The following is a 26132-nucleotide window of genomic DNA, read 5'->3' as shown; positions in this document are numbered from 1 at the left end:
CCGATCTTATGACTGCAGTTTGATTTCGACGTCAACGCCAGCAGCCAGGTCGAGCTTCATCAGCGCGTCCACGGTCTGAGGGGTCGGGTCGACGATGTCGAGAAGACGCTTGTGCGTACGGATCTCGAACTGATCGCGGGATTTCTTGTCCACGTGGGGACCACGCAGAACAGTGAATTTCTCGATCTTGTTCGGCAGCGGGATCGGGCCGCGCACTTGGGCGCCGGTCCGCTTGGCAGTGTTGACGATCTCTTGTGTGGACGCATCCAGCACACGATAGTCAAATGCCTTCAGCCGGATACGGATGTTTTGGCTTTGCATCGTATAGCCTTTTAGTCAGGCGTTGGAGTTGAGAGGAGGGCCAGTGCTCATCACCTACCCTCATCGAACCCAAAAGGCGGGAATCACCCCGCCTTCGTCTCGCAATGCGAGATGCCGCTCCTTACGGCTTCCTCAGAGGTTTGGCAAGGGGGTTGCAAGGCAATCCAAGCAACTCGTCTTGACCGTCTGGTGGCCCCGACAGCACCTCGCCTACTGTCGCTACACGCATTTACCACTGATCGTGGCCACGCCCTTGCTATCTCTGGAGATCGCAAGGTCAGCGACCTTGCCGTCTTCGCCGCAGAGAACTCCAAAAGAATTACTGCGCAGTTCTTCATCTGACCAGTTCGAGCCGGCCTTTCCTGAAAACGCGCCATTATCATAACTTACGGACACTTGCCCTTCCGAAGTGCCGCTGCTGCAAGCCGCTAAAACAATAATCGAAGCACCGAACATCAATACTGCACGCATGTGAATTTCCTCATCCTAGTCGGGCTCGAGACGTAACAGCCAGGCCCGGAAAGATCCAGACCGAGAGGTGTATGATGTTTCTCTCGCTCTCGTATAAATTGCGATCATTCTTCTTTGATCCGGGGCCTACATGCGATTGCTTCGACACGGCTGGCACGCAGGTCCGAACAGAGAAACGCCTCCCGAGTCAGGCTCTTTCCAATTGTTGACTGACTACTCCGCGAGACACCCCTCCCGCCTCGTCAGCCTGAGGCACAGATACTCTGCCGCCGCGTCGTCACAGCATATTTGTAATTATTCAGTGATCTTCGACACAGGCCTGACCCCTAGGTCTCTGGATTGACGCGCGCGCCGACGGAGCAGCTACCTTCTCGGATCGCACAGCGCAGAGCGTCTATGATCGCGAAAGGCGCGATACGCCCCGCCCGCCTGCCCCTTCAGGCAACCTTGTCCTTCGGCAGATCGAGCCAGAGCTTGTCCCGGCGATAGCCACCGCGCACCACCCGGTCCGAGGCGGTCTCCGGCGCAAACTTGTCAGCCCAATCGCGAAACCTGTCACGAGAGATCACGATGCCGCCGCTCTTGCGCGCCAACTGCAGGATATGTGGGTCTGCAGGTTCGCCCTTTGGCACCACATAGGCCTGTGCCGCCCTCAGCCCCAACAGTTTGGCAAAGCGAGCGCCATCCAAATATTGCCCGGCCACCAGATAGCCAGCATTGGCATCGAATATCACACAGGGACGATACCCTGCCGCGACGAGCGCTTCGATTGCATCATGAACCGGCTGCAAAGACAGCGCCTCGCCCTTCCAATACAATAGGTTTGAGCCATCGATGACTGCAATTTTAATGGCGCGCCTGCGGCGATCCCGCCGCAAGAGAAGGGCCAGAAGGCCAATCAGAAATACAATAAAGAGAAATTCAACCATGAGGTGATTTGCGCCAGACGCGCAGGTCAAATCAAGAGATGAATTTCACGCGATCTAATTAAATCACGCGGCCCATTTCACCTTTTCCCAAATACCTCGGAGCGCGAGGCAGCGCCTCGCAACAAAAAAGGGCCTCCCATTGGGAGGCCCTCTCTATTGTCACTCGCCATTTAAATCAGGCGAGGATCTTCGCTTACGCGAGGATCTTGGACACAACGCCCGCGCCAACGGTGCGGCCGCCTTCGCGGATCGCGAAACGCAGACCGTCTTCCATTGCGATCGGGGCGATCAGTTCAACTTCGAACTTCAGGTTGTCGCCCGGCATCACCATTTCGGTGCCTTCCGGCAGGGTCACGGTGCCGGTCACGTCGGTGGTGCGGAAGTAGAACTGCGGACGGTAGTTCGCAAAGAACGGGGTGTGACGGCCACCTTCTTCTTTGGTCAGAATATAAGCTTCTGCCTCGAATTTGGTGTGCGGGGTCACGGAGCCCGGCTTACACAGAACCTGGCCACGCTCAACCGCTTCACGGTCGATACCACGCAGCAGGGCGCCGATGTTGTCGCCTGCTTCACCGCGGTCCAGCAGCTTGCGGAACATTTCCACACCGGTACAGGTGGTGGTGGTGGTGTCTTTGATGCCAACGATTTCGATGTTGTCGCCAACATTGATCACGCCACGCTCAACACGACCGGTCACAACGGTACCACGGCCAGAGATCGAGAACACGTCTTCGATCGGCATCAGGAACGGCTGGTCAACAGCGCGCTCGGGGGTCGGGATGTACTCATCCACAGCCGCCATCAGTTCCTTGATCTTGTTTTCGCCGATTTCCGGGTCACGGCCTTCCATCGCCGCCAGAGCGGAACCTGCGATGATCGGGATATCGTCGCCGGGGAAGTCGTAGGACGACAGCAATTCGCGGATTTCCATCTCGACGAGCTCGAGCAGCTCTTCGTCGTCGACCTGGTCCACTTTGTTCATGAACACGACCAGCGCGGGAACGCCAACCTGACGCGCCAGCAGGATGTGCTCGCGGGTCTGGGGCATCGGGCCGTCGGCTGCGTTCACAACCAGGATCGCGCCGTCCATCTGCGCCGCACCGGTGATCATGTTTTTCACATAGTCAGCGTGGCCGGGGCAGTCGACGTGTGCGTAGTGACGGCCTTCGGTTTCGTATTCCACGTGGGCGGTGGAGATGGTGATACCACGCGCTTTTTCTTCCGGCGCGCCATCGATCTGGTCGTATGCCTTGAAGTCGCCGAAGTATTTGGTGATTGCTGCGGTCAGCGTGGTTTTACCGTGGTCAACGTGGCCAACGGTGCCGATGTTGACGTGCGGTTTATTACGTTCAAACTTTTCCTTAGCCATGATGGCCTCCTTTTAGCTTTGGGAGGGAGCGCCGGCGGCGGCACTCCCCCAAATCGTTACGCTTATGCGTATTTCGCCTGGATCTCTTCAGAGATGTTCTGCGGAACCGGATCGTAGTGCGAGAACTGCATCGTGAACTGCGCGCGGCCCGAGGACATGGAGCGCAGGGTGTTGATGTAGCCGAACATGTTCGCCAGCGGCACGTTTGCGTCGATCGCAATTGCGTTGCCGCGCGGCTCCTGGCCGGACACCTGACCACGACGGGACGTCAGATCGCCGATGATACCGCCGGTGTATTCTTCCGGGGTGATCACTTCGACTTTCATGATCGGCTCGAGCAGCTTCGCGCCAGCTTTGCGCATGCCTTCACGCATACACATACGGGCTGCGATTTCGAACGCCAGAACGCTGGAGTCAACGTCGTGGAACTTACCGTCGATCAGGGCAACCTTGAAGTCGATCACGGGGAAGCCAGCGAGCGGGCCGCTGTCCATGACCGAGTTGATGCCTTTTTCAACACCGGGGATGTATTCCTTGGGAACCGAGCCGCCAACGATGCGGGACTCGAAGGAATAGCCTTCACCAGCTTCTGTCGGCGAGATGATCATCTTCACCTCAGCGAACTGACCCGAACCACCCGACTGTTTCTTGTGGGTGTAGGTGTGCTCGACCTCGTGACCAATGGTCTCGCGGTAAGCAACCTGCGGGGCACCGATGTTGGCTTCGACTTTGAACTCGCGCTTCAGACGGTCCACCAGGATGTCCAGGTGAAGTTCGCCCATGCCCTTCATGATGGTCTGACCGGACTCGAGGTCGGTTTCGACGCGGAAGGACGGATCTTCGGCAGCAAGACGTGCCAGACCCTGGGACATTTTCTCCTGGTCGCCCTTGGTTTTGGGCTCCACAGCGATCTCGATCACCGGATCCGGGAAGGTCATGGTTTCCAGAACCACCGGCTCCTTGGCGTCGCAGAGGGTGTCACCGGTGGTGGTGTCCTTAAGACCCGCCAGCGCGATGATGTCGCCTGCAAACGCTTCTTCGATCTCCTCGCGGTTGTTGGAGTGCATCATCATCATACGACCGATGCGCTCTTTCTTACCTTTGGTGGAGTTCAGGATCGAGTCACCCTTGTTCAGCACGCCGGAGTAGATCCGGGTGAAGGTCAGGGAGCCAACGAAGGGGTCGTTCATGATTTTGAACGCCAGACCGGAGAACGCCATGTCGTCGTCAGCGCGACGTGCAATGTTGCGAACTTCTTCTTCGTCGCCCGGCTTAAAGCCCATGTAATCCACAACGTCGAGCGGGCTCGGCAGATAGTCGATCACAGCGTTAAGAAGCGGCTGGACGCCTTTGTTCTTGAACGCAGAACCACCCAGAACCGGTACGAAGGAGAGCGACAGCGTGCCTTTGCGCAGCAGGCTGCGCAGGGTCGCGACGTCGGGCTCTGCGCCGTCCATCAGGTAGTTTTCCATCGCGTCGTCGTCCATTTCGACGGCCGCTTCGATCATCTTGCCGCGCCATTCTTCAGCCATCTCTTTGAGGCTGTCGCGAATGTCGACCTGGACCCAGGACGCACCAAGGTCTTCACCCTGCCACAGCCACTCTTTCATGGTGACCAGGTCGATGAGGCCTTCGAGCTCGTTCTCTGCGCCGATCGGAATACCAACCGGAACCGCGCGGGCGCCGGTGCGGTCTTCGATCATGCGAACGCAGTTGAAGAAGTCTGCGCCGATCTTGTCCATCTTGTTGACGAACACCATACGCGGAACCTTGTAGCGGTCAGCCTGACGCCACACGGTTTCGGTTTGGGGCTCAACACCAGCGTTGGCGTCGAGAACACAGACTGCACCGTCGAGAACCGCCAGCGAGCGCTCAACTTCGATGGTGAAGTCAACGTGGCCGGGGGTGTCGATGATGTTCAGACGGTGCTTCGGAGTGTCAGCGGTTTCGCCGTCTTCGGTGCGTTCCCAGAAGGTGGTGGTCGCAGCCGAAGTAATGGTGATGCCGCGTTCCTGCTCCTGCTCCATCCAGTCCATGGTGGCTGCACCGTCGTGCACTTCACCGATGTTGTGGGATTTGCCGGTGTAGAACAGGATGCGCTCCGAGCAGGTCGTCTTACCTGCATCGATGTGCGCCATGATACCGAAGTTACGGTATAGTTCGAGCGGATATTCGCGTGCCATATTGGATAAGCCTCTGAAGAGTTACCAGCGATAGTGCGAGAAGGCTTTGTTGGCCTCTGCCATCTTGTGAGTGTCTTCGCGCTTCTTAACGGCAGTACCCCGGCTTTGTACAGCATCGAGGAGCTCGCCGGCGAGGCGTTCTTCCATTGTGTTCTCGTTGCGACCACGGGCCGCAGTGATCAGCCAGCGGATTGCCAGCGCTTCACGACGCTCGGGGCGCACTTCGACGGGAACCTGGTAGGTTGCACCACCCACACGACGCGAACGGACCTCAACGGAGGGTTTCACGTTGTCGAGAGCTTCGTGGAACACTTCCACGGGCGCGCGCTTGATTTTCGATTCAACGCGATCGAAGGCGTTGTAAACGATACGCTCTGCGACCGATTTTTTACCATCGATCATCAGGTTGTTCATGAATTTGGTGAGAACGCGGTCGCCGAATTTTGCATCGGGCAGAACTTCGCGTTTTTCAGCAGCGTGACGACGGGACATCTGTGCTTATCCTTCTTCTTACTTAGGACGCTTCGCGCCGTACTTGGAGCGACGCTGCTTACGGTCTTTAACACCTTGGGTATCCAGAACACCGCGCAGGATGTGGTAACGGACACCCGGAAGGTCTTTTACACGGCCGCCACGGATCAGAACCACGGAGTGCTCCTGAAGGTTGTGGGATTCACCGGGGATGTAGGAGATCACTTCGAAACCGTTGGTCAGGCGGACCTTGGCAACTTTCCGCATAGCGGAGTTCGGTTTCTTCGGTGTGGTGGTGTAGACGCGAGTACAAACGCCGCGCTTTTGCGGGCACTGCTCCAGGTGCATGGACTTGGAGCGTTTTACTTTCGGCTGACGCGGCTTGCGGATCAGCTGTTGGATCGTTGGCATTCCGGTTATTCCCCGTTTTGCAACACATGGTCATGCACGGCAGGCGCCGTGCGGCGAGATCATCAGCAGCGTCTGCGCAAACGCAAAAACCGCAAACGTTCCCATTCCGAGGTGAACGTCGCGGTGGGTTTACAGAGGGTCAGGGTGAAAAAAGTGCCCTGACCTTGAGCCACTACAGATATGAGTTCGGCGTCAGAGGGATTTCCCCCATGCCGGATAGCGCGCGTATATTGAGAGTCGCGCGGGATGTCAACACATGCCCCGCCAGCAGGCCTTGCCCCGTTGGGATCGGCCCGCCATAGTCGCGCAGGATTATTTACGAGGGGATTTCGAGATGCAAGTGATTGGCCTGTGCCGGTTCTCCTATCCCGCCATTGGCGGCTTTCAAATCGAACACCAGAGCCACGCTGAACGCATTGCCTTCCTCTATGACGACGCCCGCCTTCAAGAGCGGTTTCGCCTCTTTGAGACGGTCGCCCTGCCCTCGCTTCGCGCGCAGACAGATCAGGATTTTGACCTTGTGATCGTCATTGGCAGCTGCCTGCCCGCTCGGCACGAGGCCCGCCTGCGCGATCTGATTTCGGGGATGCCGCAGGCGCGGATCGAGCAGCATCCCCCTCGGCGTCAGCGCGAGATCATGAAAGATGTTCTGAACCGGGCGCGGCGCGATCCCACTGCGCCCTGCCTGCAATTTCGCTTTGATGACGATGATGCGGTCTCGGTCGATTTTGTGGAACGCTTGCGCAGCACCATCGCCGATTGCCCCGGGCTTGTGGCTCGTCACAAGAGCGTCGCGGTGGATTTCAACATGGGCTATGTCGCCGAGTTTGGCGCTGAAGGCATCAAGGCCGCAGAGGTCCACAGCCCCTATAACGTCGCAGCCCTTGGCATGTATGTCCGGGGCGGGGCGAGGGTCACGATCATGAACTTTGCCCACCACAAGATCCTGCGATTTATGCCTACAGTGACCCTGTCGGATGCGCCCATGTTTGTGCGCGGCTGGCATGGCTCCAACGACTCGCGTCAAAAGCCGGTCAAATCCCTCGATCTCGCCCCGCTCACCCCCGCCCAAATCGCCGAATTCGTGGCGCGCTTTGCCATTCGTGAGGATAAGGTGCGTCAGGTGTTTTCTGCCACCTGACGTTCCCGTAGGAGCGTGAACAGCCCGGCCAGCACCACGATGACCGCGCCAAGGAGCGTGAGACCGGACGGGAATTCGCCAAAGACCGCCCAGCCCAACAGCAGAGCCCAGACAAGCCCGGTATAGCGCAGCGGCGCCACCGCCGAAACTTCGCCCACGCGGATCGTCATTACGGCAAAAAGATAGGCGAGCAGGATCAGCACCGAGGTGCCAGCGAGAAGCCCCCATTCGCGCAGCCCCATTGGCTGCCAGCTCTCGCCGATCCCGAGCCCGAGACCAAAGAGCATCACCGCAAAAGCCGACAGGAACGTCACCGTCAGGGACGGCACGGCGGCTGACATCTGCCGGGTCACAAGATCGCGGAGCGTCAAGACCCCAACCGCCAGCACCGCATAGGCCGTGGCCGGTCCAAAATCGGCACCGCCCGGCCGCACGATCAGCAACATCCCGACAAACCCAACCGCAATCGCAAGACTACGCTTCCAGCCGACAGCCTCGCCCAGAAACAACGCCGCGCACAGTGTCACCGTCAGCGGCAGCATTTGTAGCACCGCGGTGACATTGGCGAGCGGCAACTGCAAAAGTGCCGACAGAAAGAAATAGGTCGCGCCCATCTCGGTGGCGCAGCGCGCCAGCACCAGCCCCCAGTCCCGACGGCTGAAATCAAACCGCAACGCGCCCATCGCCCGGGCCAGCCCCAACAGCAAGAGGCTCGCCAGAACGCCGCGCACGGTTACGATCTGCCAGAGCGGAACCGTCTCCCCCACCAGTTTGACCAGTGTATCGTTAAAGGTGAAGAACGCCATGCTCCCAAGCATCAAGAGCGCGCCTCTTTGGTTCGGGCTGAGGGATGTGGTCATTTCAAATCGCTTTAAGGTCGGACAGGCTGAGGTCGAAATGGCGCTGTAGATCGGCGTCCATCTCCGCATCGCTCTGTCGCGCCGTGAGCCCCATCATCGCCGGGGTCGAATGGTTGTCGCCATGCACGGTGCGCACAAAGGATGGAACGGAAATATCGGAATAGAGCGTGTAGTGCTGCGCAAACTTGCGGTGATTGTAACGATAGGGATTTCCGCGCGCCGCGATCGGCTGCACCAGCGCCGTCCCCGCCGAGAGCGGCGCACGTTCACAACTGTCCATCACCACTGGCGGCTGACCCTCTTCGCGGATCAGATAATAGCCGCGATTGAACGCAAGCGCGATGGGAGAGACGGCTTCGGTCTGCAATGGCACCAGTCCCGCCGCCAGACGCTTGCAGCGCGCCACATAGTGACGATCCAGCGCGTCGTCATCATCAAGACGAAACAGGATGCGGTGGCTCTCCCCCTGCTGTGGCACTGCGCGGTAGGCCTCTTTCAGGATTTGATAGTGGTTCTCGGGGGCAAACTGGATCAGTTGCATGTGATCATGCGGCGCCAGAAGCGCCTGAAGGTGCTGCAAGATCACCGCAGGAAGACGATCTGAGGTTGCTACCACCAGGTGAAACGCCGCATCGCTCTGCCGCACAAGCGAGGGCAGGCAGAGCGTCTCAAAAAGATGCAGCCGCAGGGCCATGCGGTCCGGCGCAAAAATCGCGGCGGCCGCCGCCTCCAGATCGGGATAGCGGTCCGCATTGAACGTAGGCGTCAGCAGCGAAAAGCGGATCACGCCCACCATCTTGAATGTCGCCGCCATCGCGCCCGCCTCCCCAGATTGGTTCCCTCACAGAAATCACGCCGCCGCGCGCTTGCCAAGAGCCTAGGCGCGACACCTGCAAGGCCCCGCGCGCGAAACAAAAGCGCCCCGCGTCACGGTGGACGCGGGGCGCTCTTCATTTCAAAACGGCCGGTCAGGCTCAGTCGCGGCTTTCCGGGGTTTCCACGAGGAAGTCCGCATCCGCCGCATCATCCGCCATCGGCGCAGCAAGGGCTGCCGCCGCTTCGGCTTCTTCACGACGGGCCTCAAGAACCACATTGTCGCGCGAGGCCGCGATGTGACGCACCTGCTGGGTGGCACCACCGGTACCCGCCGGGATCAGACGACCCACGATGACGTTTTCCTTCAGGCCGACCAGCTTGTCCTTCTTGCCCTGTACGGAGGCTTCGGTGAGCACCCGTGTGGTCTCCTGGAAGGAGGCCGCGGAGATGAAGGAGCGGGTCTGCAGCGACGCCTTGGTGATACCAAGAAGGATCGGCTCGCCCTGAGCAGGACGCTTGCCACGGGCCAGCGCCTTCTCGTTTGCAGCGTCGAACTCCTGCTTGTCGACGTGTTCGCCCTTGAGGAGCGTGGTCTCGCCAGAGTCGGAGATCTCCCACTTCTGCAGCATCTGGCGAACGATCACCTCGATGTGCTTGTCGTTGATCTTCACACCCTGCAGGCGATAGACGTCCTGCACCTCGTCGATCATGTAGTTCGCCAGAGCCTCGACACCCATGATGGAGAGGATGTCATGCGGCGCCGGGTTGCCGTCCATGATGTAGTCGCCCTTCTGAACGAAGTCGCCTTCGACCACCGGGATGTGCTTGCCCTTGGGCACCATGTATTCCACGGCCTCCATGGACTCATCTGCCGGCTCGATCGAGATACGACGCTTGTTCTTGTAGTCACGACCAAAGCGCACATAGCCGTCGATTTCCGCGATGATCGCGTGATCCTTCGGACGACGCGCCTCGAAGAGTTCGGCCACACGCGGCAGACCACCGGTAATGTCCTTCGTCTTCGCGCCTTCACGCGGGATACGCGCAACAACGTCACCGGCTTCGATCTTCTGGCCATCTTCACAGGACAGGATCGCATCCACGGACATCGGATAGGTGAGCGGGTTTCCAAGGGAGTTGCGCACTGGTTCGCCATCGTCACCCACAAGGATGATCTCCGGCTTCAGGTCAGACCCCTTCGGTGCCGCACGCCAGTCGATCACGATCTTCTGGGTCATGCCGGTGGCATCGTCGGTTTCTTCGCGCACGGCCAGACCGGACACGAGGTCCACGTACTTCGCGGTACCCGGCTTCTCGGCGATGATCGGCAGGGTATAGGGGTCCCACTCGAACAGTTTATCGCCGCGTTTGACCTCTTGGCCCTCTTTCACAAAGAGCTTGGTACCGTAGCCCAGCTTGTGGCTGGAGCGCTCTTCACCGTGCTCGTCCTGAATGATCAGCTTCATGTTCCGGCCGATGGTCAGAACTTCGCCGTTGGCGTTGGTGAGCGTGTTCGTGTTCTCGAACACGATCTTGCCCTCCTGGGACGCCTCGAGGAAGGACTGCTGACCACCCTGGGCCACGCCGCCGATGTGGAAGGTCCGCATCGTCAGCTGTGTACCTGGTTCACCGATGGACTGCGCCGCGATGATGCCGACGGCCTCACCGGAGTTGACCATGGTGCCGCGTGCAAGGTCGCGGCCATAGCACATGGCGCAGACGCCCTCTTCGCTTTCACAGGTCAGCGGGCTGCGGATGCGCATGGACTGAACGCCAGCTTCCTCGATGGTGTCGGCCATACGTTCGTCAATGAGCTGACCTGCAGCCAACAGGACTTCTTCGGTGCCTGGACGCTTGACGTCATCTGCCGCCACACGACCCAGGATACGCTCACCAAGAGACGCCACAACTTCACCGTCGTTGACCGCGGTTTCAGCCGTGATCGCACGCTCGGTGCCACAGTCGTGCTCGCGCACGATGCAGTCCTGCGCCACGTCCACAAGACGACGTGTAAGGTAACCGGAGTTCGCCGTTTTCAGAGCGGTGTCCGACAGACCCTTACGCGCACCGTGGGTGGAGTTGAAGTACTCCAGAACGGTGAGGCCTTCTTTAAAGTTCGAGATAACCGGGGTCTCGATGATGTCGCCGTTCGGCTTTGCCATCAGGCCGCGCATCCCGCCCAGCTGACGCATCTGCGTCACGGAGCCACGCGCACCGGAGTGCGCCATCATATAGACCGAGTTCGGTTCCATGTCGGAGCCATCTTCAGCCTTTTTGACCGCCGAGATGGTGGACATCATGGCTTCGGTGAGCTTGTCGTTACACTTCGACCAGGCATCGACAACCTTGTTGTACTTTTCGCCCTGAGTGATCAGGCCGTCCATGTACTGCTGTTCAAAGTCTTTCACCTGATCGCGGGTGTCGTCGACGATGGTCCACTTGTTGTCGGGGATCACCATGTCGTCCTTGCCGAACGAGATGCCCGCCTTGAACGCTTCGCGGAAGCCCATGGTCATGATCTGGTCACAGAAGATCACCGACTCTTTCTGACCGCAGTAACGGTAGACGGTGTCGATGACCTGCTGAACTTCGCGTTTGCGCAGCAGACGGTTCACCAGTTCAAACGGTGCCTTGGCGTTCTTCGGCAGCAAGGAGCCCAGACGGGCACGGCCCGGCGTGGTCTCGAAGCGTTGGAAGACTTCGTTGCCCTCTTCGTCGATCTGCGGAACCCGCACGGTCACTTTGGAGTGCAGATGCACCTCGCCCGCGTCCAGCGCGTGCTGGACCTCGTCGAGGTTGCCAAAGATCTTGCCTTCGCCCTTCATGCCTTCACGCTCCAGCGTGAGGTAGTAGAGACCAAGGATCATATCCTGCGAGGGAACGATGATCGGCGCACCGTTTGCGGGCGACAGAACGTTGTTCGTCGACATCATCAGGACGCGCGCTTCCAGCTGGGCCTCAAGGCTCAGCGGGACGTGCACGGCCATCTGGTCACCGTCGAAGTCCGCGTTGAACGCCGAACAGACCAGCGGGTGCAGCTGGATCGCTTTACCTTCGATCAGCGTGGGTTCGAACGCCTGAATACCAAGACGGTGCAGCGTCGGTGCGCGGTTCAGCATCACCGGGTGCTCGCGGATCACCTCGTCGAGGATATCCCAAACTTCGGGACGTTCTTTTTCAACGAGCTTCTTCGCCTGCTTCACGGTGGAGGACAGACCTTTGGCCTCCAGACGCGAGTAGATGAAGGGCTTGAAGAGTTCGAGCGCCATCTTCTTGGGCAGGCCACACTGGTGCAGCTTCAGCTCGGGGCCGGTCACAATAACCGAACGACCGGAGAAGTCGACGCGTTTACCGAGAAGGTTCTGACGGAAGCGACCCTGCTTACCCTTCAGCATGTCGGAGAGCGACTTCAGCGGACGCTTGTTGGCACCGGTGATGACGCGACCACGACGGCCGTTGTCGAACAGAGCATCAACGGATTCCTGCAGCATCCGCTTTTCGTTGCGGACGATGATGTCAGGCGCGCGCAGCTCGATGAGTCGCTTCAGACGATTGTTCCGGTTGATCACACGACGATAGAGGTCGTTGAGGTCGGAGGTCGCAAAACGGCCCCCATCCAGCGGAACCAGCGGACGCAGTTCCGGCGGGATAACCGGGATCACGGTCATGATCATCCACTCAGGACGGTTGCCCGACTCGAGGAAGGATTCAACGACTTTCAGACGTTTGATGATCTTCTTGGGCTTCAGTTCGCCGGTGGCCTCGGCCAGTTCGGCGCGCAGGTGCTCGGCTTCTGCCTCAAGATCGATCGCCGCCAGCATTTCGCGGATCGCTTCCGCACCGATATTGGCGGTGAAAGCGTCCATGCCATAGGCGTCTTGCGCGTCCATGTACTCTTCTTCGGTCATCATCTGGCCGTATTGCAGGTCAGTCAGACCCGGCTCGATGACAACGTAGTTTTCAAAGTACAGAACACGTTCCAGATCACGCAGGGTCATGTCCAGCATGAGGCCGATCCGGGAAGGAAGCGACTTCAGGAACCAGATATGCGCAACGGGTGCCGCCAGTTCGATGTGGCCCATGCGCTCGCGGCGCACTTTTTGAAGGGTAACTTCAACACCACATTTCTCGCAGACAACGCCGCGATACTTCATGCGCTTATATTTGCCGCAGAGACATTCGTAGTCTTTGATCGGGCCAAAGATACGCGCGCAGAACAGGCCGTCACGCTCGGGCTTGAACGTACGGTAGTTGATGGTTTCCGGCTTTTTAATCTCGCCGTAGGACCAAGACAGGATCCGTTCGGGGCTGGCCAGCGAGACTTTGATTTCGTCAAAGACCTTGGGCGGAGTCAGCGGGTTGAACGGGTTGTTGGTGATTTCCTGGTTCATTTTGATACCTCAAATCTTGCGGAAGGGGGGACGTGGGGTGAGGGGAAGCCCCCTCACTCCTCAACCTCCGCATCCAGGAGTTCCATGTTCAGGCCGAGGCCGCGGACTTCTTTGACCAGAACGTTGAACGATTCCGGTACGCCCGCCTCAAAGTTGTCCTCGCCCTTGACGATCGACTCATAGACCTTGGTCCGGCCAGCGACGTCATCCGATTTCACGGTGAGCATCTCTTGCAGGGTGTAGGCGGCGCCGTAAGCTTCCAGAGCCCAGACCTCCATCTCACCAAAGCGCTGACCACCGAACTGTGCCTTACCACCGAGCGGCTGCTGGGTAACCAGCGAGTACGGACCAGTGGAACGGGCGTGGATCTTGTCGTCCACGAGGTGGTGCAGCTTCAAGAGATACTTGATGCCCACGGTCACTGGACGTGCGAACTGCTCACCGGTGCGGCCATCGAACAGGATCGACTGACCGGACTGGTCAAAGCCCGCGCGCACCAGCGCGTCGTTGACGTCATCTTCTTTCGCACCGTCAAAGACCGGCGTTGCGATCGGCACACCACGGGTCACGTTACCAGCAGCCTCGATGAGTTGGGTTTCGTCCATGGAAGAGATCCCCTCTTCATAAACGTCCTCACCATAGGCCTCGCGCATCGCATCACGCACAGGGGTCAGATCGCCAGTGCGGCGATAGTCCTGAAGTGCGTCGTCGATTTTCAGACCCAGGCCGCGTGCGGCCCAACCCATGTGGGTTTCAAGGATCTGACCAACGTTCATACGCGACGGCACGCCGAGCGGGTTAAGGCAGAAGTCCACCGGGGTACCATCGGCGAGGAACGGCATGTCCTCCATCGGCACCACGCGAGAGATAACACCTTTGTTCCCGTGACGACCGGCCATCTTGTCGCCCGGCTGCAGCTTACGCTTCACGGCGATGAAGACTTTGACCATCTTCATCACACCCGGAGGCAGATCGTCGCCGCGGCGGACCTTCTCGACCTTGTCCTCGAAACGGGCGTCCAGAGCACGCTTTTGTGCTTCGTACTGCTCGTTCAGAGCCTCAAGGATCTGAGCGTCCTGCTCTTCTTCCAGAGCAAGCATCCACCACTGACCACGGGTTAGCTGGTTGTCCAGCAGATCCTCGTCGATGACGGTGTTGCCGCGCACGCCTTTGGGGCCTTTGACGGCAGTTTTGCCGAGCAGAAGGTCACGCAGACGGGCGTAGATGTTGCGGTCCAGAATGCCGAGCTCGTCGTCCCGGTCACGGGCCAGACGTTCGACTTCTTCGCGCTCGATCTGCAGGGCACGTTCGTCTTTTTCGACGCCGTGACGGTTGAAGACGCGAACCTCAACAACAGTACCGTAGTCGCCCGGCTTCACACGCAGCGAGGTGTCACGCACGTCGGAGGCTTTCTCACCAAAGATGGCGCGCAGAAGCTTTTCTTCCGGCGTCATCGGGCTTTCGCCCTTCGGTGTGATCTTACCCACGAGGATATCGCCCGGCTCCACATCGGCACCGATGTAGACGATGCCTGCCTCGTCGAGGTTGCGCAGCGCTTCTTCACCAACGTTCGGAATATCGCGGGTGATCTCTTCCGGCCCAAGCTTGGTGTCACGAGCGGCGACTTCGAATTCCTCGATGTGGATCGAGGTGAAGACGTCGTCACGCGCGATACGCTCGGAGATCAGGATGGAGTCCTCATAGTTGTAACCGTTCCACGGCATAAACGCGACAACCACGTTTTTACCGAGCGCCAGTTCACCCATATCGGTGGAGGGACCATCTGCGATCACTTCGCCCTTCTCGACCGTCTGACCCACTTTCACCAGCGGGCGCTGGTTGATGCAGGTGTTCTGGTTCGAGCGCTGGAACTTGCGCATGCGGTAGATGTCCACGCCTGCGTCGCCCAGCTCCAGATCGGAGGTTGCACGGATCACGATACGCTGAGCGTCGATCTGGTCGATCACGCCTGCGCGCTTCGCCATGATCGCCGCGCCAGAGTCGCGCGCCACGATTTCCTCGATGCCGGTACCGACCAGCGGCGCTTCTGCGCGCAGCAGCGGAACCGCCTGACGTTGCATGTTCGAACCCATCAGGGCGCGGTTCGCGTCGTCGTTCTCAAGGAACGGAATGAGCGAGGCCGCAACCGATACCAACTGTTTTGGCGACACGTCGATCAGGTCGACGCTTTCATTCGGAGCCAGCGTGTAGTCGCCCGACTGACGGGTGGACACAAGGTCATTCACAAAGCGGTTGTCTTCATCGAGGTTGGCGTTCGCCTGCGCCACGGTGTGACGCATTTCCTCGGTGGCGGACATGTAGTGAACTTCATCGGTCACTTGTCCGTCCTTCACCACGCGATAGGGGGTCTCGATGAAGCCATACTTGTTCACGCGGGCAAAGGTCGCCAGCGAGTTGATCAGACCAATGTTCGGACCTTCCGGCGTTTCAATCGGACACATCCGGCCATAGTGGGTCGGGTGAACGTCGCGCACCTCAAAGCCGGCACGCTCGCGGGTCAGACCACCGGGGCCAAGCGCCGAGAGACGGCGTTTGTGGGTGACTTCCGACAGCGGGTTCGTTTGGTCCATGAACTGCGACAGCTGCGAGGAGCCAAAGAATTCACGCACAGCCGCAGCAGCGGGCTTGGCGTTGATCAGGTCCTGCGGCATCACGGTGTCGATCTCGACAGAGGACATACGCTCTTTGATCGCGCGCTCCATGCGCAGGAGACCAACGCGGTACTGGTTTTCCATGAGCTCGCCCACGGAACGCACGCGGCGGTTGCCGAGGTGGTCGATGTCGTCCACGTCGCCCTTGCCGTCACGCAGCTCCACCAGCGCCTTGATACAGGCGACGATGTCTTCTTTGCGCAGGGTCCGCTGAGTGTCTTCGGCATCCAGAGCCAGACGCATGTTCATCTTCACGCGACCAACGGCCGACAGGTCGTAGCGCTCGGAATCAAAAAACAGGGTGTCAAACAGCGCGGAGGCCGCTTCGACGGTGGGCGGCTCGCCCGGACGCATCACGCGGTAGATGTCCATGAGCGCGGTTTCGCGGGACATGTTCTTGTCCTGCGCCATGGTGTTGCGCATGTAGGGGCCGACATTGACGTTGTCGATGTCGAGAACCGGGATGTCGGTGATACCGGCATCGAGCAGCTCTTTGACGGACCCGCCAATGATGTCGCCGTCTTTGTCATACTCAAGCGTCAGCTCGTCGCCCGCTTCGACATAGATCGCGCCGTTTTCTTCGTTGATGATATCCTTGGCGACATATTTACCGACAATATGCTCGAACGGAACGAGCAGCTCGGTAATGTTGCCTTCGTCGATCATCTTCTTGACCGCGCGCGGGGTGACTTTCTTGCCTGCTTCGCAGATGATTTCGCCAGTGGCGGCATCCACGAGGTCATAGGTCGGGCGGGTGCCACGCACACGCTCGGGGAAGAAGGGCGTGACCCAGCCGCGCGACTTCTCAAGTTTGAAGTTCACGGTGTTGTAGTAGGCATCCATGATGCCTTCCTGGTCGAGACCCAGCGCATAAAGCAGCGTGGTCACCGGCAGTTTGCGGCGACGGTCGATGCGAGCAAAGACGATGTCTTTGGCGTCGAATTCGAAGTCGAGCCAGGAGCCGCGATACGGGATGATGCGGCAGGCAAACAGCAGTTTACCGGAGGAATGGGTTTTGCCCTTATCGTGGTCAAAGAACACACCCGGTGAGCGGTGCATCTGGGACACGATCACACGTTCGGTGCCGTTCACGATGAACGTCCCGTTCGGGGTCATCAGGGGCATGTCGCCCATAAAGACATCCTGTTCCTTGATGTCTTTAACGGATTTCGCGCCGGTGTCCTCATCGACATCAAACACGATCAGGCGCAGAGTGACCTTCAGCGGTGCGCTGTAGGTCATGTCACGCTGCATGCATTCGTCAACGTCGTACTTGGGACGCTCAAGCGCGTAGTTCACGAACTCCAGAACGGAGGTTTCGTTGAAATCCTTGATCGGGAAAACCGACTGGAACACACCTTTGATGCCTTCGCCGTCAAGCGGCTGAGGCGCATCACCGGAGCGCAGGAAAAGATCATAAGAAGATTTCTGAACCTCAATGAGGTTCGGCATATCCAGCACTTCGCGGATTTTGCCGTAATATTTGCGAAGACGTTTCTGGCCAAGGAACGTTTGAGCCATGTCAGAGTTCACCTTTCAGAGTTCTCAACAAACAAGGCAGCCGCCGGGCCCCGGCACCTCATCCGTCAGAGACAGCGTGGTCTGGATCAATTCATGGCCACCGTCCCGAATGGCGACCTCCCGATCCAACGAACCTCGCCTGAGAAAAGGGCCACCCAAACACAGGTGAAAAGGCCCCTTTCTGAGACAGGTTCAGCTGGACCCGGGCATCCCCGGATCCAGCCAAATGATTTGAGGCCTATAGAGCAGAAGTTCCCGCAGGAAATCCAGCCCGAATGTCCTCTAACGCGGTGCTTAGGCCAGCTCGACTTCGGCGCCAGCTGCTTCCAGCTTGCCTTTGATGTCTTCGGCTTCTGCTTTGTCCACGCCTTCTTTGATCTTGCCGCCAGCTTCAACGAGCTCTTTGGCTTCTTTGAGGCCCAGGCCGGTGATGCCGCGGACTTCTTTGATCACGTTGATTTTGGACGCGCCGGCGTTCTTCAGAACGACGTCGAATTCGGTTTTCTCTTCCTCAGCTGCGCCGCCTGCTGCGTCGCCACCGGCTGCAACCATTACGGCGCCGCCAGCTGCCGGCTCGATGCCGTACTCGTCTTTGAGGATGGTTTTCAGTTCTTGTGCTTCCAGCAGGGTCAGACCAACGATGCTTTCCGCGAGTGCTTTCAGATCAGCCATTGTATTAGCTCTTTCCGTTTACAGATGTGTGTTCCAACGTGGGTAATATCACCCTACGCCAGTCATTAAGTGCCAACCGCTTACGCAGCTTCCGCCTTCTCTTCGATGGTCGAAAGGATGCTTGCGATGTTGCTTGCAGGTGCGCCAATTGCGCCGGCGATATTGGAGGCCGGTGCGCCGATGCAGCCAACGATGGAAGCAATGAGCTCCTCGCGGGACGGCATCTTCGACACGGCTTCAACGCCTGCGCGGTCCAGAGCGTTCTCGCCCATTGCACCGCCAAGGATTTCGAACTTCTTGTTCTCCTTGGCGAAGTCCTCGGCCACCTTGGCTGCTGCCACGGGGTCCTCGGAATAGGTCAGAACGGTCATCCCTGTCAGCAGGTCAGACATGCTTTCACACGGCTTACCCTCGAGGGCGATTTTGGCGAGCCTGTTTTTGGCAACACGCACGGAGCCGCCCGCGTCACGAGCACGTGCGCGAAGGTCCTGCATCTCGGATACTGTCAGACCGGTGTAGTGGGCTACGACCACCACGCCAGAGCTTTCGAAGATCTGGCCGAGTTCCTCGACCACTTTCTCTTTCTGGGCTCTATCCACAGTTCTCTCCAAATTAGGGGCAGATGCCCCGGCTCATTTTCTGCCACATCCCGAAAGATGCGGCGGTCAAGTCCGTTTTACGGGGTTCCAGCCAAAGTCGCCCGAGAGTGAAAACTCTCGATCTTTCATTGGTCTTACCCGTCTCAGGAGGGAAATTAAGGCCCGATCGACAGACCACCCACCATCTTGGACGAAAAGGAGAAAAGCGCACGACGAATCGCACGCTTTGCTCCGTGGGGGCTTCATAGTCCTGTCGCGGCGGATTTCCAACCCCTTAATTGGGCAGCGCCGAGCGCGATGCCCGTTCTGGGCGCGGCGCAGCTCACGCCCCGAAATGCGCCTCTGCCAAAGCATCTAGTTCCAGCGGGACCGTCAGGAGAACATCCCTGGCCCGGAGCGCGGAGAGACGCGCGGGCGTGGCAGCATGCAGACGCCGGTGCAAATCGCGAAGCGACTCCTCCGGCGCGGGCGCGGCTTGTGCTGCCGCAATGCGCTCGGTCAGCCCCGTGGTAAAGCCGCGCGATGCGGAGCGCCAGGTCACCTTGTCGCGCCAGATATCATAGCGCGCGCCGATCATATGCAAGAGATAGGCCCGATCCTGATGGCCCAGAACCAGCTCATCCGCGCCATCGTCACGCAGCCCGCGCGGCCAGTGCTGCCTGAGCACGAGACCCCTTATGCCGCTGCGCACAAAGGATTTGCCGTGAGAATGGCCCACAAGCCCCTCTCTTCGGGGGCCAAAAAGAGGCGCATCCTCGCCATACACCGCGCGTCGGACCGGACGCGCCATCGGCAGGCGAAAATGGGCGCAGGTGGGATTCTCTTCGGTCAAAACACGCTCGGCGGTTCGCACGCGCAGGGATTTTTTCTCTGCGGGCACCTCCGCCAAGAGATCGGCCACGTCACGCCCAACCAGATACAGGAACTCATCCGCATCAACGTTCAAGAGCCAGCCGTCCGGATACTGATGATAGATCCACGTCAGCGCCGCGTTCTGACGCGTGACAAAGGCCACATCCGGGGTCAGGTCAAGCGCGCCCCAGAACGCAGCGGTGCAGGGGATGGCGCGAATGCGAGGATGACCGGCAAGCCGCGCAATCGCCGGATCGTCGGGATTGTCGAAACAGATCACCAACTCATGCGCGCCGCGCTCAAGGTACCACGCACAGAACTTCAGCACCTCTGCGAGAGGCTCATTCATGATCGCTCCCACGCGCCAAAGCTGCCTGTTTGCCTGTGCCATATCCGCCAGTGATCCTTTGCAAATTGCGCCCCGCCGGGCGTGTGGCCCGCGTCAGTCAGGATCACCCATACGCGCGGATCGTGCACAAAAAAAGGCGACACCGGAGTGCCGCCTTTCTTTTCTCAGATGTGGAAGGGGTCCGATTACTCGGAGACCGCACCGTCCACGTCAAGAGTGACGCCCGGGCCCATGGTGGAGGACAGGACGATTTTCTTCATGTAGGCACCTTTGGCGCCGGAGGGCTTGGCTTTGGCCACTGCGGACACAAAGGCACGCACGTTTTCAACCAGCTTGGCTTCGTCGAAGGACGCTTTGCCAACGCCAGCGTGCACAACGCCGCCTTTTTCCGCTTTGAACTGAACTTCGCCGCCTTTGGCTGCTTCCACGGCCGCTTTCACGTCCATGGTCACGGTGCCAACTTTGGGGTTCGGCATCAGGTTGCGCGGGCCAAGGACCTTACCCAGACGACCAACGACGGGCATCATGTCCGGGGTTGCAATGCAGCGATCGAAATCGATGGTGCCGCCCTGGATGGTTTCCATCAGGTCTTCTGCGCCAACGATGTCTGCGCCAGCTTCCTTGGCTTCGTCAGCCTTGGGGCCACGTGCGAACACGGCAACACGCATGGTTTTGCCGGTGCCGTTGGGCAGGCCAACAACGCCGCGGACCATCTGGTCTGCGTGACGGGTGTCAACACCGAGGTTCATCGCGATTTCGACGGTTTCGTCAAATTTGGTGGTGGCGTTTGCCTTCACCAGTGCGACGGCTTCCTCGATGGTGAGGTTCGATTTGCCTGCGAAGGCTTCGCGCGCTGCGCGGGTACGTTTACCGAGCTTTGCCATCTTACTTCACCTCGATGCCCATGGAGCGGGCGGAGCCCAGGATGATCTGCATCGCGGCTTCGATGTCGTTCGCGTTCAGATCTTTCATCTTCGCTTCGGCGATCTCTTTCACCTGAGCGGCAGTGACGGTGCCTGCGGTCTCACGGCTCGGGTTGTTCGCGCCGGATTTAATCTTTGCAGCCTTCTTCAGGTAGTAAGACGCGGGCGGCGTCTTGATGTCCATGGTGAAGGACTTGTCCTGATAGTAGGTGATCACGGTCGGGCACGGAGCGCCGGGCTCCATGTCTGCGGTCTTGGCGTTGAACGCCTTGCAGAATTCCATGATGTTGATGCCGCGCTGACCCAGTGCGGGGCCAACTGGCGGGGATGGGTTTGCCTGACCTGCAGGAACCTGCAGCTTCATCGAACCAACAAGCTTCTTAGCCATGTGGTTGTCTCCTTTTCAACAGCCTTTGGGCGCGCCCAAACGCTCTTTTGCGTTGCGTGGTTCGACCCAACACGTCGCGACGCTTGGGCCTCCCACAAGAATCACGCCCGGTTGAGAAACCGGGCAGATTGGCGGCTCATACGCCCCATCTCTGCAGAGATCAACCCCCGCCGCGGTGCTTTGGCTCTGCTGCAGCCGCATCCTGCGCGCGAAGCGCTGCGCTGCACCAGCTTTGGGCCACCTGCGGCCAGGGGAACTCGTTTTCAGCCTTGCGTCGCGCCGCATCAGAGAGCGCCTCCGCAAGGGCTGGGTCTTCTGTCAGACGCGCCATGGCCGCAGCCAAGTCCTGCTCGACCTGTACGGCATTCTGCGCCTCGACAAACAGCGCCTCAGTGTCATCCGCGAGCCCCACAGGCCCGCCCCAGCGCAAGGCCACGACCGGCAAGCCGATCGCCATACATTCCTGCACGATGATGCCGTTGGCTTCTTTGAGGCTCGGGAACAAAAGTGCTCGGTACTGGCCCAACGCCTCGGAGAGATCCCCATGCGCAAGCCAGCCCGCAAAGGTGACCCGCGACATCAGGCCAAGATCGCGGGCGAGCGCCTCCAGTTCGGCACGATCCGGCCCATCTCCATAGAGCGTGAGCCGTGCCTCTGCCGGGGCAAGCGCCAGCGCGCGCAACGCAAGATCCGCCCCCTTGTAGGGCACCATACGTCCAATCCACACAAAATGCGCCGGGTTCTTGCCCGGCCGGATCCGGGAACGCGCAAAGAAATCTGGAGACAGGCCCGCATCCCAGACGTCCTGCATGCGGGCCTCCGGGCAACCCGCCCAGCCGAGGGCCTCTCGGGTACGGTCATAGCCAGAGACCAACACGGTCGAGGCGCGCGTGAATTGCCTAGACAAGAGGCCAAGCGCCATCTGCAAAGGCCGATACGCCTGATGCTGCAGGCGCAGCCCCCGCCCCGCAAGATGTCGAAACCCCTCTGGGTAGAAGATATTGCCTGAAAGCGGGCCGATGACATAGCGATACCCCTTCGGCGGGAAGCGCTGCTCGACGGGGGAGATCGGACAAAGATAGTGGATCACCACCTCGCTCGGGTTAAAGCCGCGACAGATCCGGGCGACCTCGAGGTGAAAAAAACTGTTCACCAACCGCCCAAGCCCCGGCGTGCGCCAACAGGCCTTCATTGCACGGCTGTCATGCACATAGATCACCCGATCTTCTGGCAATTGCCCCGCAAGAGCCTCGCGACAGCGTTCATGGGTGATGAGAGTGGCATCGCGTCCATCCGCCAAGAGCTGCTGCATATACTGCAGCGCCTTCATCGCCTCGCCCCCCATGGTGAGGGCAGCATTCGTCGATACGACGAGCAATTTCATGGGCGGGAACTCCGGCGGACCAAACAAAAATCGGCCCCATTTTAGGGGCCGATCCTCAAGTTCCCAATGGGAAATTCCGTGTAGCGCCGGAAACCGGCGCAGATCAAACCTGTTTGGTGACCTGCGTGAAGTCGAGCTCCACCGGGGTCTCGCGACCAAAGATGGACACCGTGACCTTGAGCTTCTGGTTCTCGTCGTCCACGCCCTCGACCATACCGTCGAAATCCTCGAAGGGGCCGTCGTTGACTTTGACCTTTTCGCCCACCTCAAAGGAAATGAGTGTACGCGGCGCCTCGACACCTTCTTCGACGCGGCCCAGGATGCCCTGCACTTCGGCATCACGCATCGGCATCGGGCGGCCTTGCGGACCGAGGAAACCGGTGACGCGATTGATGGAAGAAATCAGGTGATAGCCCTGGTCGGACATTTCCATGTGAACCAGAACATAGCCCGGCATGAAGCGGCGCTCGGTCGAGACTTTCTTGCCCCGGCGAATTTCGATCACTTCCTCGGTGGGAACCAGAACCTCGTCGATCTCGTCCTCTAGACCCTGCTCCACGACCGCGGTGCGAATCTGTTCTGCGATTTTCTTTTCGAAGTTCGAAAGAACGCTGACCGAATACCACCGTTTCGCCATGAACCTGCTCGTCCTTCTTGTTCCCTGCGGGCTTTGCCGCAAAATATCTCTGTGCAGCCCAGTGGCTGCGGTGCAACAAAAATCGGCGTGCGAATCGCCGCACGCCTCATCCAGTATCGGCTGAACTATCCCCCTGCGCGGGCAAGATCAAGAGGCAACGGCGCCGCGACGAAGGCGGCGCTGCAAATGCCTGCCTCAGCCAAAGAGCCCGAGCACACCGTTGAGACCGGTGCGGATCAAGAGGTCCACCACAGCAAAGAATGCCGCAGCCAGAGCCGCCATGATGAACACCATGACCGTGGTCAGCAGAACCTCGCGACGGGTCGGCCAGACAACCTTGCTGACTTCTGCGCGCACCTGCTGGATGAACTTAACGGGATTGATGGTGGCCATAGGGCTCTCGCACTCTCTCTTGTCGACTAGGAGGGCGATCTACCCGAGAGCGGGGGCAAATTCAAGAGCCGCTGCTTGTGAGAGGCACCCTCCGGCTGAATTCGTCGTTTTGGACGTGGCGGCAAGAGGGCGACTTGGCCCTCTCGCCCGATCCGCCCGCGCCACACCGGCACAGGCGGAGTGGTTCAGGGCAGCAGCGATAGGCGCTTCAGGAACAGTGCCTTGACGGCCTCTGCGTCCACGTCCATCGCGACATGTGTATCGCCACGACCATCCTCGGCCAGCTGGGTCTTGCCAGAGGTCTCCTCCTCGACCGAAACGGCCAGTTTCACGGCCCGGGTCTTAAAGAGGTCGGGATGGGTGCAGGCAATCACCGCTGCGGGGTCATGCAGAGAACATCCATTGAGATTGGCCACTTCCTGATAGAACTTGATGTAAAAGACACTCATGTCCTTGAGCATGCCACCAAGCTCCGGCGAGCGCTCCTTGATGCCGTCGAAATCCTCGGGAGTGCAGAGAATCTTGAGCGTCACATCAAGCCCAACCATCACCACCTTGCCCGCGGCGGCGGCAAAGACCGCCTCGGCGGCGTGGGGGTCGTGGTAGATATTGGCCTCGGCATGGGGCGTGATATTTCCGCCCGCCTCAAGCGAGCCCCCCATGATGACGATGCGCTTGCAGTTTTTCACAAACTCCGGGTCACGCTCGATCGCGATGGCGATATTCGTCAGCGGCCCCACCGGGCAGACCACCAGCTCGCCCTTGTGTTCGCGCGCCATTCGGATCAGGAAATCGGCGGCATCTTCTGCAATCGCCTGCCCTTTGGGATTGACGGCGGGAATGTCGCCAAAGCCTTCGTCGCCATGCACATGGGCCGAAGGCTCAAAGGGGGGCAGGACCAGCGGCTTTTCCGCGCCATGGGCAACGGGCAGATCCAGTTCAGCGGCCTCAAGCAGACGCAGCGCATTGCGGGTGGCCATCTTGGTGGTCACATTGCCAAAGATCGTGGTCAGCCCCAGAAGCTCGATATCGGGCGCGGCGGCGGCGTAGAAAATAGCCATCGCATCGTCGATGCCGGGGTCCGTGTCGATGATGAGTTTTGTTGTCATTGTTATCCCCAAGACTGATTAATCGAGCGGGTTTAGCACCTATGTTAGCGGCAACTCAAGCCTGCCAGCCTCTCGATTATCCATCAACTGTTTCGCAAAAATGCCCGCCTTCCTTCGAAGACGGGCATTCTGAACTTGTGACGATGCGGATGATCAGGTGTTGAACAAGAAGTGCATCACATCGCCATCCTTGACGATGTAGCTCTTGCCCTCGGCGCGCATCTTGCCCGCTTCTTTGGCGCCGGATTCACCGCCGCAAGCGATGTAGTCGTCATAGGCGATGGTCTCCGCGCGGATGAAACCCTTTTCAAAATCGCCGTGGATAACGCCTGCCGCCTGGGGCGCAGCGGTGCCCGAGCGAATGGTCCAGGCGCGCGCTTCCTTGGGGCCGACCGTGAAATAGGTTTCCAGATGCAAGAGCTCGTAACCGGCGCGGATCAGGCGGTCGAGACCGGCTTCTGCGAGACCCATCTCATCGAGGAACATCTGCGCTTCTTCGGGCTCAAGCTGGCTGATTTCCTCTTCGATCTGCGCCGAAATGATCACATGCGCGTTACCCTGAGCCGCGGCCATCTCGGCAACTTTGGCGGAATGTGCGTTGCCTTCGACGCTCTCGCTTTCACCCACATTGCAGACGTAAAGCACCGGCTTTGTGGTCAGCAGTTGCAGCATGGTCCAGGCCTTCTGGTCCTCTGCGTCGACCTCAACCAGACGGGCTGGTTTGCCATCTTCGAGCATGGCCTGCGCCGCTGCGAGCAGGCGGTCCTGCTGCTGGGCTTCCTTGTCGTTGCCCTTGAGCTTGCGTACGAGGTTGGCGCGGCGTTTCTCGATGCTCTCAAGATCCGCCAGCATCAGCTCGGTTTCGATGGTATCGGCGTCCGCAACCGGATCAACGCGACCATCGACATGGGTAACGTCACCGTCCTCAAAGCACCGTAAAACATGGGCAATTGCGTCCACCTCACGGATATTGGCAAGGAACTGGTTGCCCAGACCTTCGCCCTTTGAGGCGCCTTTGACGAGGCCAGCAATATCCACAAACGTCATGCGGGTTGGGATGATCTGTTTGGACTGCGCAATCGCCGCCAATTTGTCGAGACGCGCGTCCGGAACGCCCACCTCACCCACGTTCGGTTCGATCGTACAGAACGGAAAATTTGCCGCCTGCGCCGAGGCGGTTTTGGTCAGCGCGTTGAACAGGGTCGACTTGCCCACATTGGGCAGACCCACGATTCCCATTTTAAAGCCCATACCGGCCTCCTGATGCCAT

At 59.4% G+C, this 26132-nt stretch carries 22 protein-coding genes; 1 reads left to right on the top strand and 21 read right to left on the bottom strand.

The window, feature by feature from the left end:
• Window positions 1–6: 6 nt before the first annotated feature.
• The 7 genes from rpsJ to rpsL all read right to left on the bottom strand — a co-directional run bounded on the left by rpsJ (window position 7) and on the right by rpsL (window position 6155).
• Complete coding sequence (rpsJ, locus tag TM1040_RS05550; protein ID WP_005621947.1) at window positions 7–321, bottom strand: 30S ribosomal protein S10; 315 nt, start codon at window positions 319–321, stop codon at window positions 7–9.
• Between the two features lie 219 nt (window positions 322–540).
• Window positions 541–792, bottom strand: coding sequence for a hypothetical protein (locus TM1040_RS05545; RefSeq protein ID WP_011537607.1), 252 nt, complete (start codon window positions 790–792; stop codon window positions 541–543).
• Between the two features lie 437 nt (window positions 793–1229).
• Window positions 1230–1721 carry an NYN domain-containing protein gene (locus TM1040_RS05540; protein ID WP_011537606.1) on the bottom strand — a complete coding sequence of 164 codons (492 nt, stop codon included), beginning with the start codon at window positions 1719–1721 and terminating at the stop codon, window positions 1230–1232.
• Between the two features lie 193 nt (window positions 1722–1914).
• The gene (gene tuf / locus TM1040_RS05535; RefSeq protein ID WP_011537605.1) at window positions 1915–3090 is read right to left on the bottom strand and encodes an elongation factor Tu; all 1176 of its coding nucleotides are present in this window, start codon (window positions 3088–3090) and stop codon (window positions 1915–1917) included.
• A 62-nt stretch (window positions 3091–3152) separates the two neighbouring features.
• Entirely contained in the window at window positions 3153–5273 is a 2121-nt protein-coding gene (fusA, locus tag TM1040_RS05530; RefSeq protein WP_011537604.1) for an elongation factor G, read from the bottom strand.
• Between the two features lie 21 nt (window positions 5274–5294).
• Window positions 5295–5765, bottom strand: coding sequence for a 30S ribosomal protein S7 (rpsG, locus tag TM1040_RS05525; protein ID WP_005621089.1), 471 nt, complete (start codon window positions 5763–5765; stop codon window positions 5295–5297).
• Between the two features lie 18 nt (window positions 5766–5783).
• Window positions 5784–6155 carry a 30S ribosomal protein S12 gene (rpsL, locus tag TM1040_RS05520; protein ID WP_005621086.1) on the bottom strand — a complete coding sequence of 124 codons (372 nt, stop codon included), beginning with the start codon at window positions 6153–6155 and terminating at the stop codon, window positions 5784–5786.
• Window positions 6156–6489: 334 nt separating this feature from the next.
• Between rpsL and TM1040_RS05515 the strand changes: the two genes are divergently transcribed.
• Window positions 6490–7296: a putative rhamnosyl transferase gene (locus tag TM1040_RS05515; RefSeq protein ID WP_044026647.1), complete on the top strand. Its 807-nt coding sequence runs from the start codon at window positions 6490–6492 to the stop codon at window positions 7294–7296.
• Here TM1040_RS05515 and TM1040_RS05510 read toward each other — a convergent pair.
• The 14 genes from TM1040_RS05510 to ychF all read right to left on the bottom strand — a co-directional run bounded on the left by TM1040_RS05510 (window position 7275) and on the right by ychF (window position 26113).
• Window positions 7275–8156 carry a DMT family transporter gene (locus tag TM1040_RS05510; protein ID WP_044026646.1) on the bottom strand — a complete coding sequence of 294 codons (882 nt, stop codon included), beginning with the start codon at window positions 8154–8156 and terminating at the stop codon, window positions 7275–7277. The genes TM1040_RS05515 and TM1040_RS05510 overlap by 22 nt on opposite strands.
• Before the next feature lies 1 nt (window position 8157).
• The gene (locus tag TM1040_RS05505; RefSeq protein WP_011537601.1) at window positions 8158–8970 is read right to left on the bottom strand and encodes a putative rhamnosyl transferase; all 813 of its coding nucleotides are present in this window, start codon (window positions 8968–8970) and stop codon (window positions 8158–8160) included.
• A gap of 160 nt (window positions 8971–9130) precedes the next feature.
• Window positions 9131–13363, bottom strand: coding sequence for a DNA-directed RNA polymerase subunit beta' (gene rpoC, locus TM1040_RS05500; protein ID WP_011537600.1), 4233 nt, complete (start codon window positions 13361–13363; stop codon window positions 9131–9133).
• Window positions 13364–13416: 53 nt separating this feature from the next.
• Window positions 13417–17556 (bottom strand): DNA-directed RNA polymerase subunit beta, encoded by a 4140-nt coding sequence (gene rpoB / locus TM1040_RS05495; protein WP_011537599.1) that lies wholly within the window; start codon window positions 17554–17556, stop codon window positions 13417–13419.
• A 294-nt stretch (window positions 17557–17850) separates the two neighbouring features.
• Window positions 17851–18228 carry a 50S ribosomal protein L7/L12 gene (gene rplL, locus TM1040_RS05490; protein ID WP_011537598.1) on the bottom strand — a complete coding sequence of 126 codons (378 nt, stop codon included), beginning with the start codon at window positions 18226–18228 and terminating at the stop codon, window positions 17851–17853.
• An 80-nt stretch (window positions 18229–18308) separates the two neighbouring features.
• Window positions 18309–18827: a 50S ribosomal protein L10 gene (gene rplJ / locus TM1040_RS05485; RefSeq protein ID WP_011537597.1), complete on the bottom strand. Its 519-nt coding sequence runs from the start codon at window positions 18825–18827 to the stop codon at window positions 18309–18311.
• Between the two features lie 322 nt (window positions 18828–19149).
• Window positions 19150–20028 (bottom strand): glycosyltransferase family 2 protein, encoded by an 879-nt coding sequence (locus tag TM1040_RS05480; RefSeq protein ID WP_254658853.1) that lies wholly within the window; start codon window positions 20026–20028, stop codon window positions 19150–19152.
• Window positions 20029–20213: 185 nt separating this feature from the next.
• Window positions 20214–20912: a 50S ribosomal protein L1 gene (rplA, locus tag TM1040_RS05475; RefSeq protein ID WP_011537595.1), complete on the bottom strand. Its 699-nt coding sequence runs from the start codon at window positions 20910–20912 to the stop codon at window positions 20214–20216.
• Window position 20913: 1 nt separating this feature from the next.
• Complete coding sequence (gene rplK, locus TM1040_RS05470; protein WP_005621043.1) at window positions 20914–21339, bottom strand: 50S ribosomal protein L11; 426 nt, start codon at window positions 21337–21339, stop codon at window positions 20914–20916.
• A 160-nt stretch (window positions 21340–21499) separates the two neighbouring features.
• Window positions 21500–22723 carry a glycosyltransferase family 4 protein gene (locus TM1040_RS05465; RefSeq protein ID WP_011537594.1) on the bottom strand — a complete coding sequence of 408 codons (1224 nt, stop codon included), beginning with the start codon at window positions 22721–22723 and terminating at the stop codon, window positions 21500–21502.
• Between the two features lie 103 nt (window positions 22724–22826).
• Entirely contained in the window at window positions 22827–23360 is a 534-nt protein-coding gene (gene nusG, locus TM1040_RS05460) for a transcription termination/antitermination protein NusG (protein ID WP_005621026.1), read from the bottom strand.
• 195 nt (window positions 23361–23555) lie between these two features.
• Complete coding sequence (gene secE, locus TM1040_RS05455) at window positions 23556–23753, bottom strand: preprotein translocase subunit SecE (RefSeq protein WP_011537593.1); 198 nt, start codon at window positions 23751–23753, stop codon at window positions 23556–23558.
• 185 nt (window positions 23754–23938) lie between these two features.
• Window positions 23939–24862, bottom strand: coding sequence for a nucleoside hydrolase (locus TM1040_RS05450; protein ID WP_011537592.1), 924 nt, complete (start codon window positions 24860–24862; stop codon window positions 23939–23941).
• A 153-nt stretch (window positions 24863–25015) separates the two neighbouring features.
• Entirely contained in the window at window positions 25016–26113 is a 1098-nt protein-coding gene (ychF, locus tag TM1040_RS05445; protein ID WP_011537591.1) for a redox-regulated ATPase YchF, read from the bottom strand.
• Window positions 26114–26132 lie beyond the last annotated feature (19 nt).

The sequence above is a fragment of the Ruegeria sp. TM1040 genome (assembly GCF_000014065.1).
Lineage (GTDB): Bacteria > Pseudomonadota > Alphaproteobacteria > Rhodobacterales > Rhodobacteraceae > Epibacterium.
Note: the sequence above shows the minus strand (reverse complement) of the source record. Positions and strands in the feature narration are given on the sequence as shown.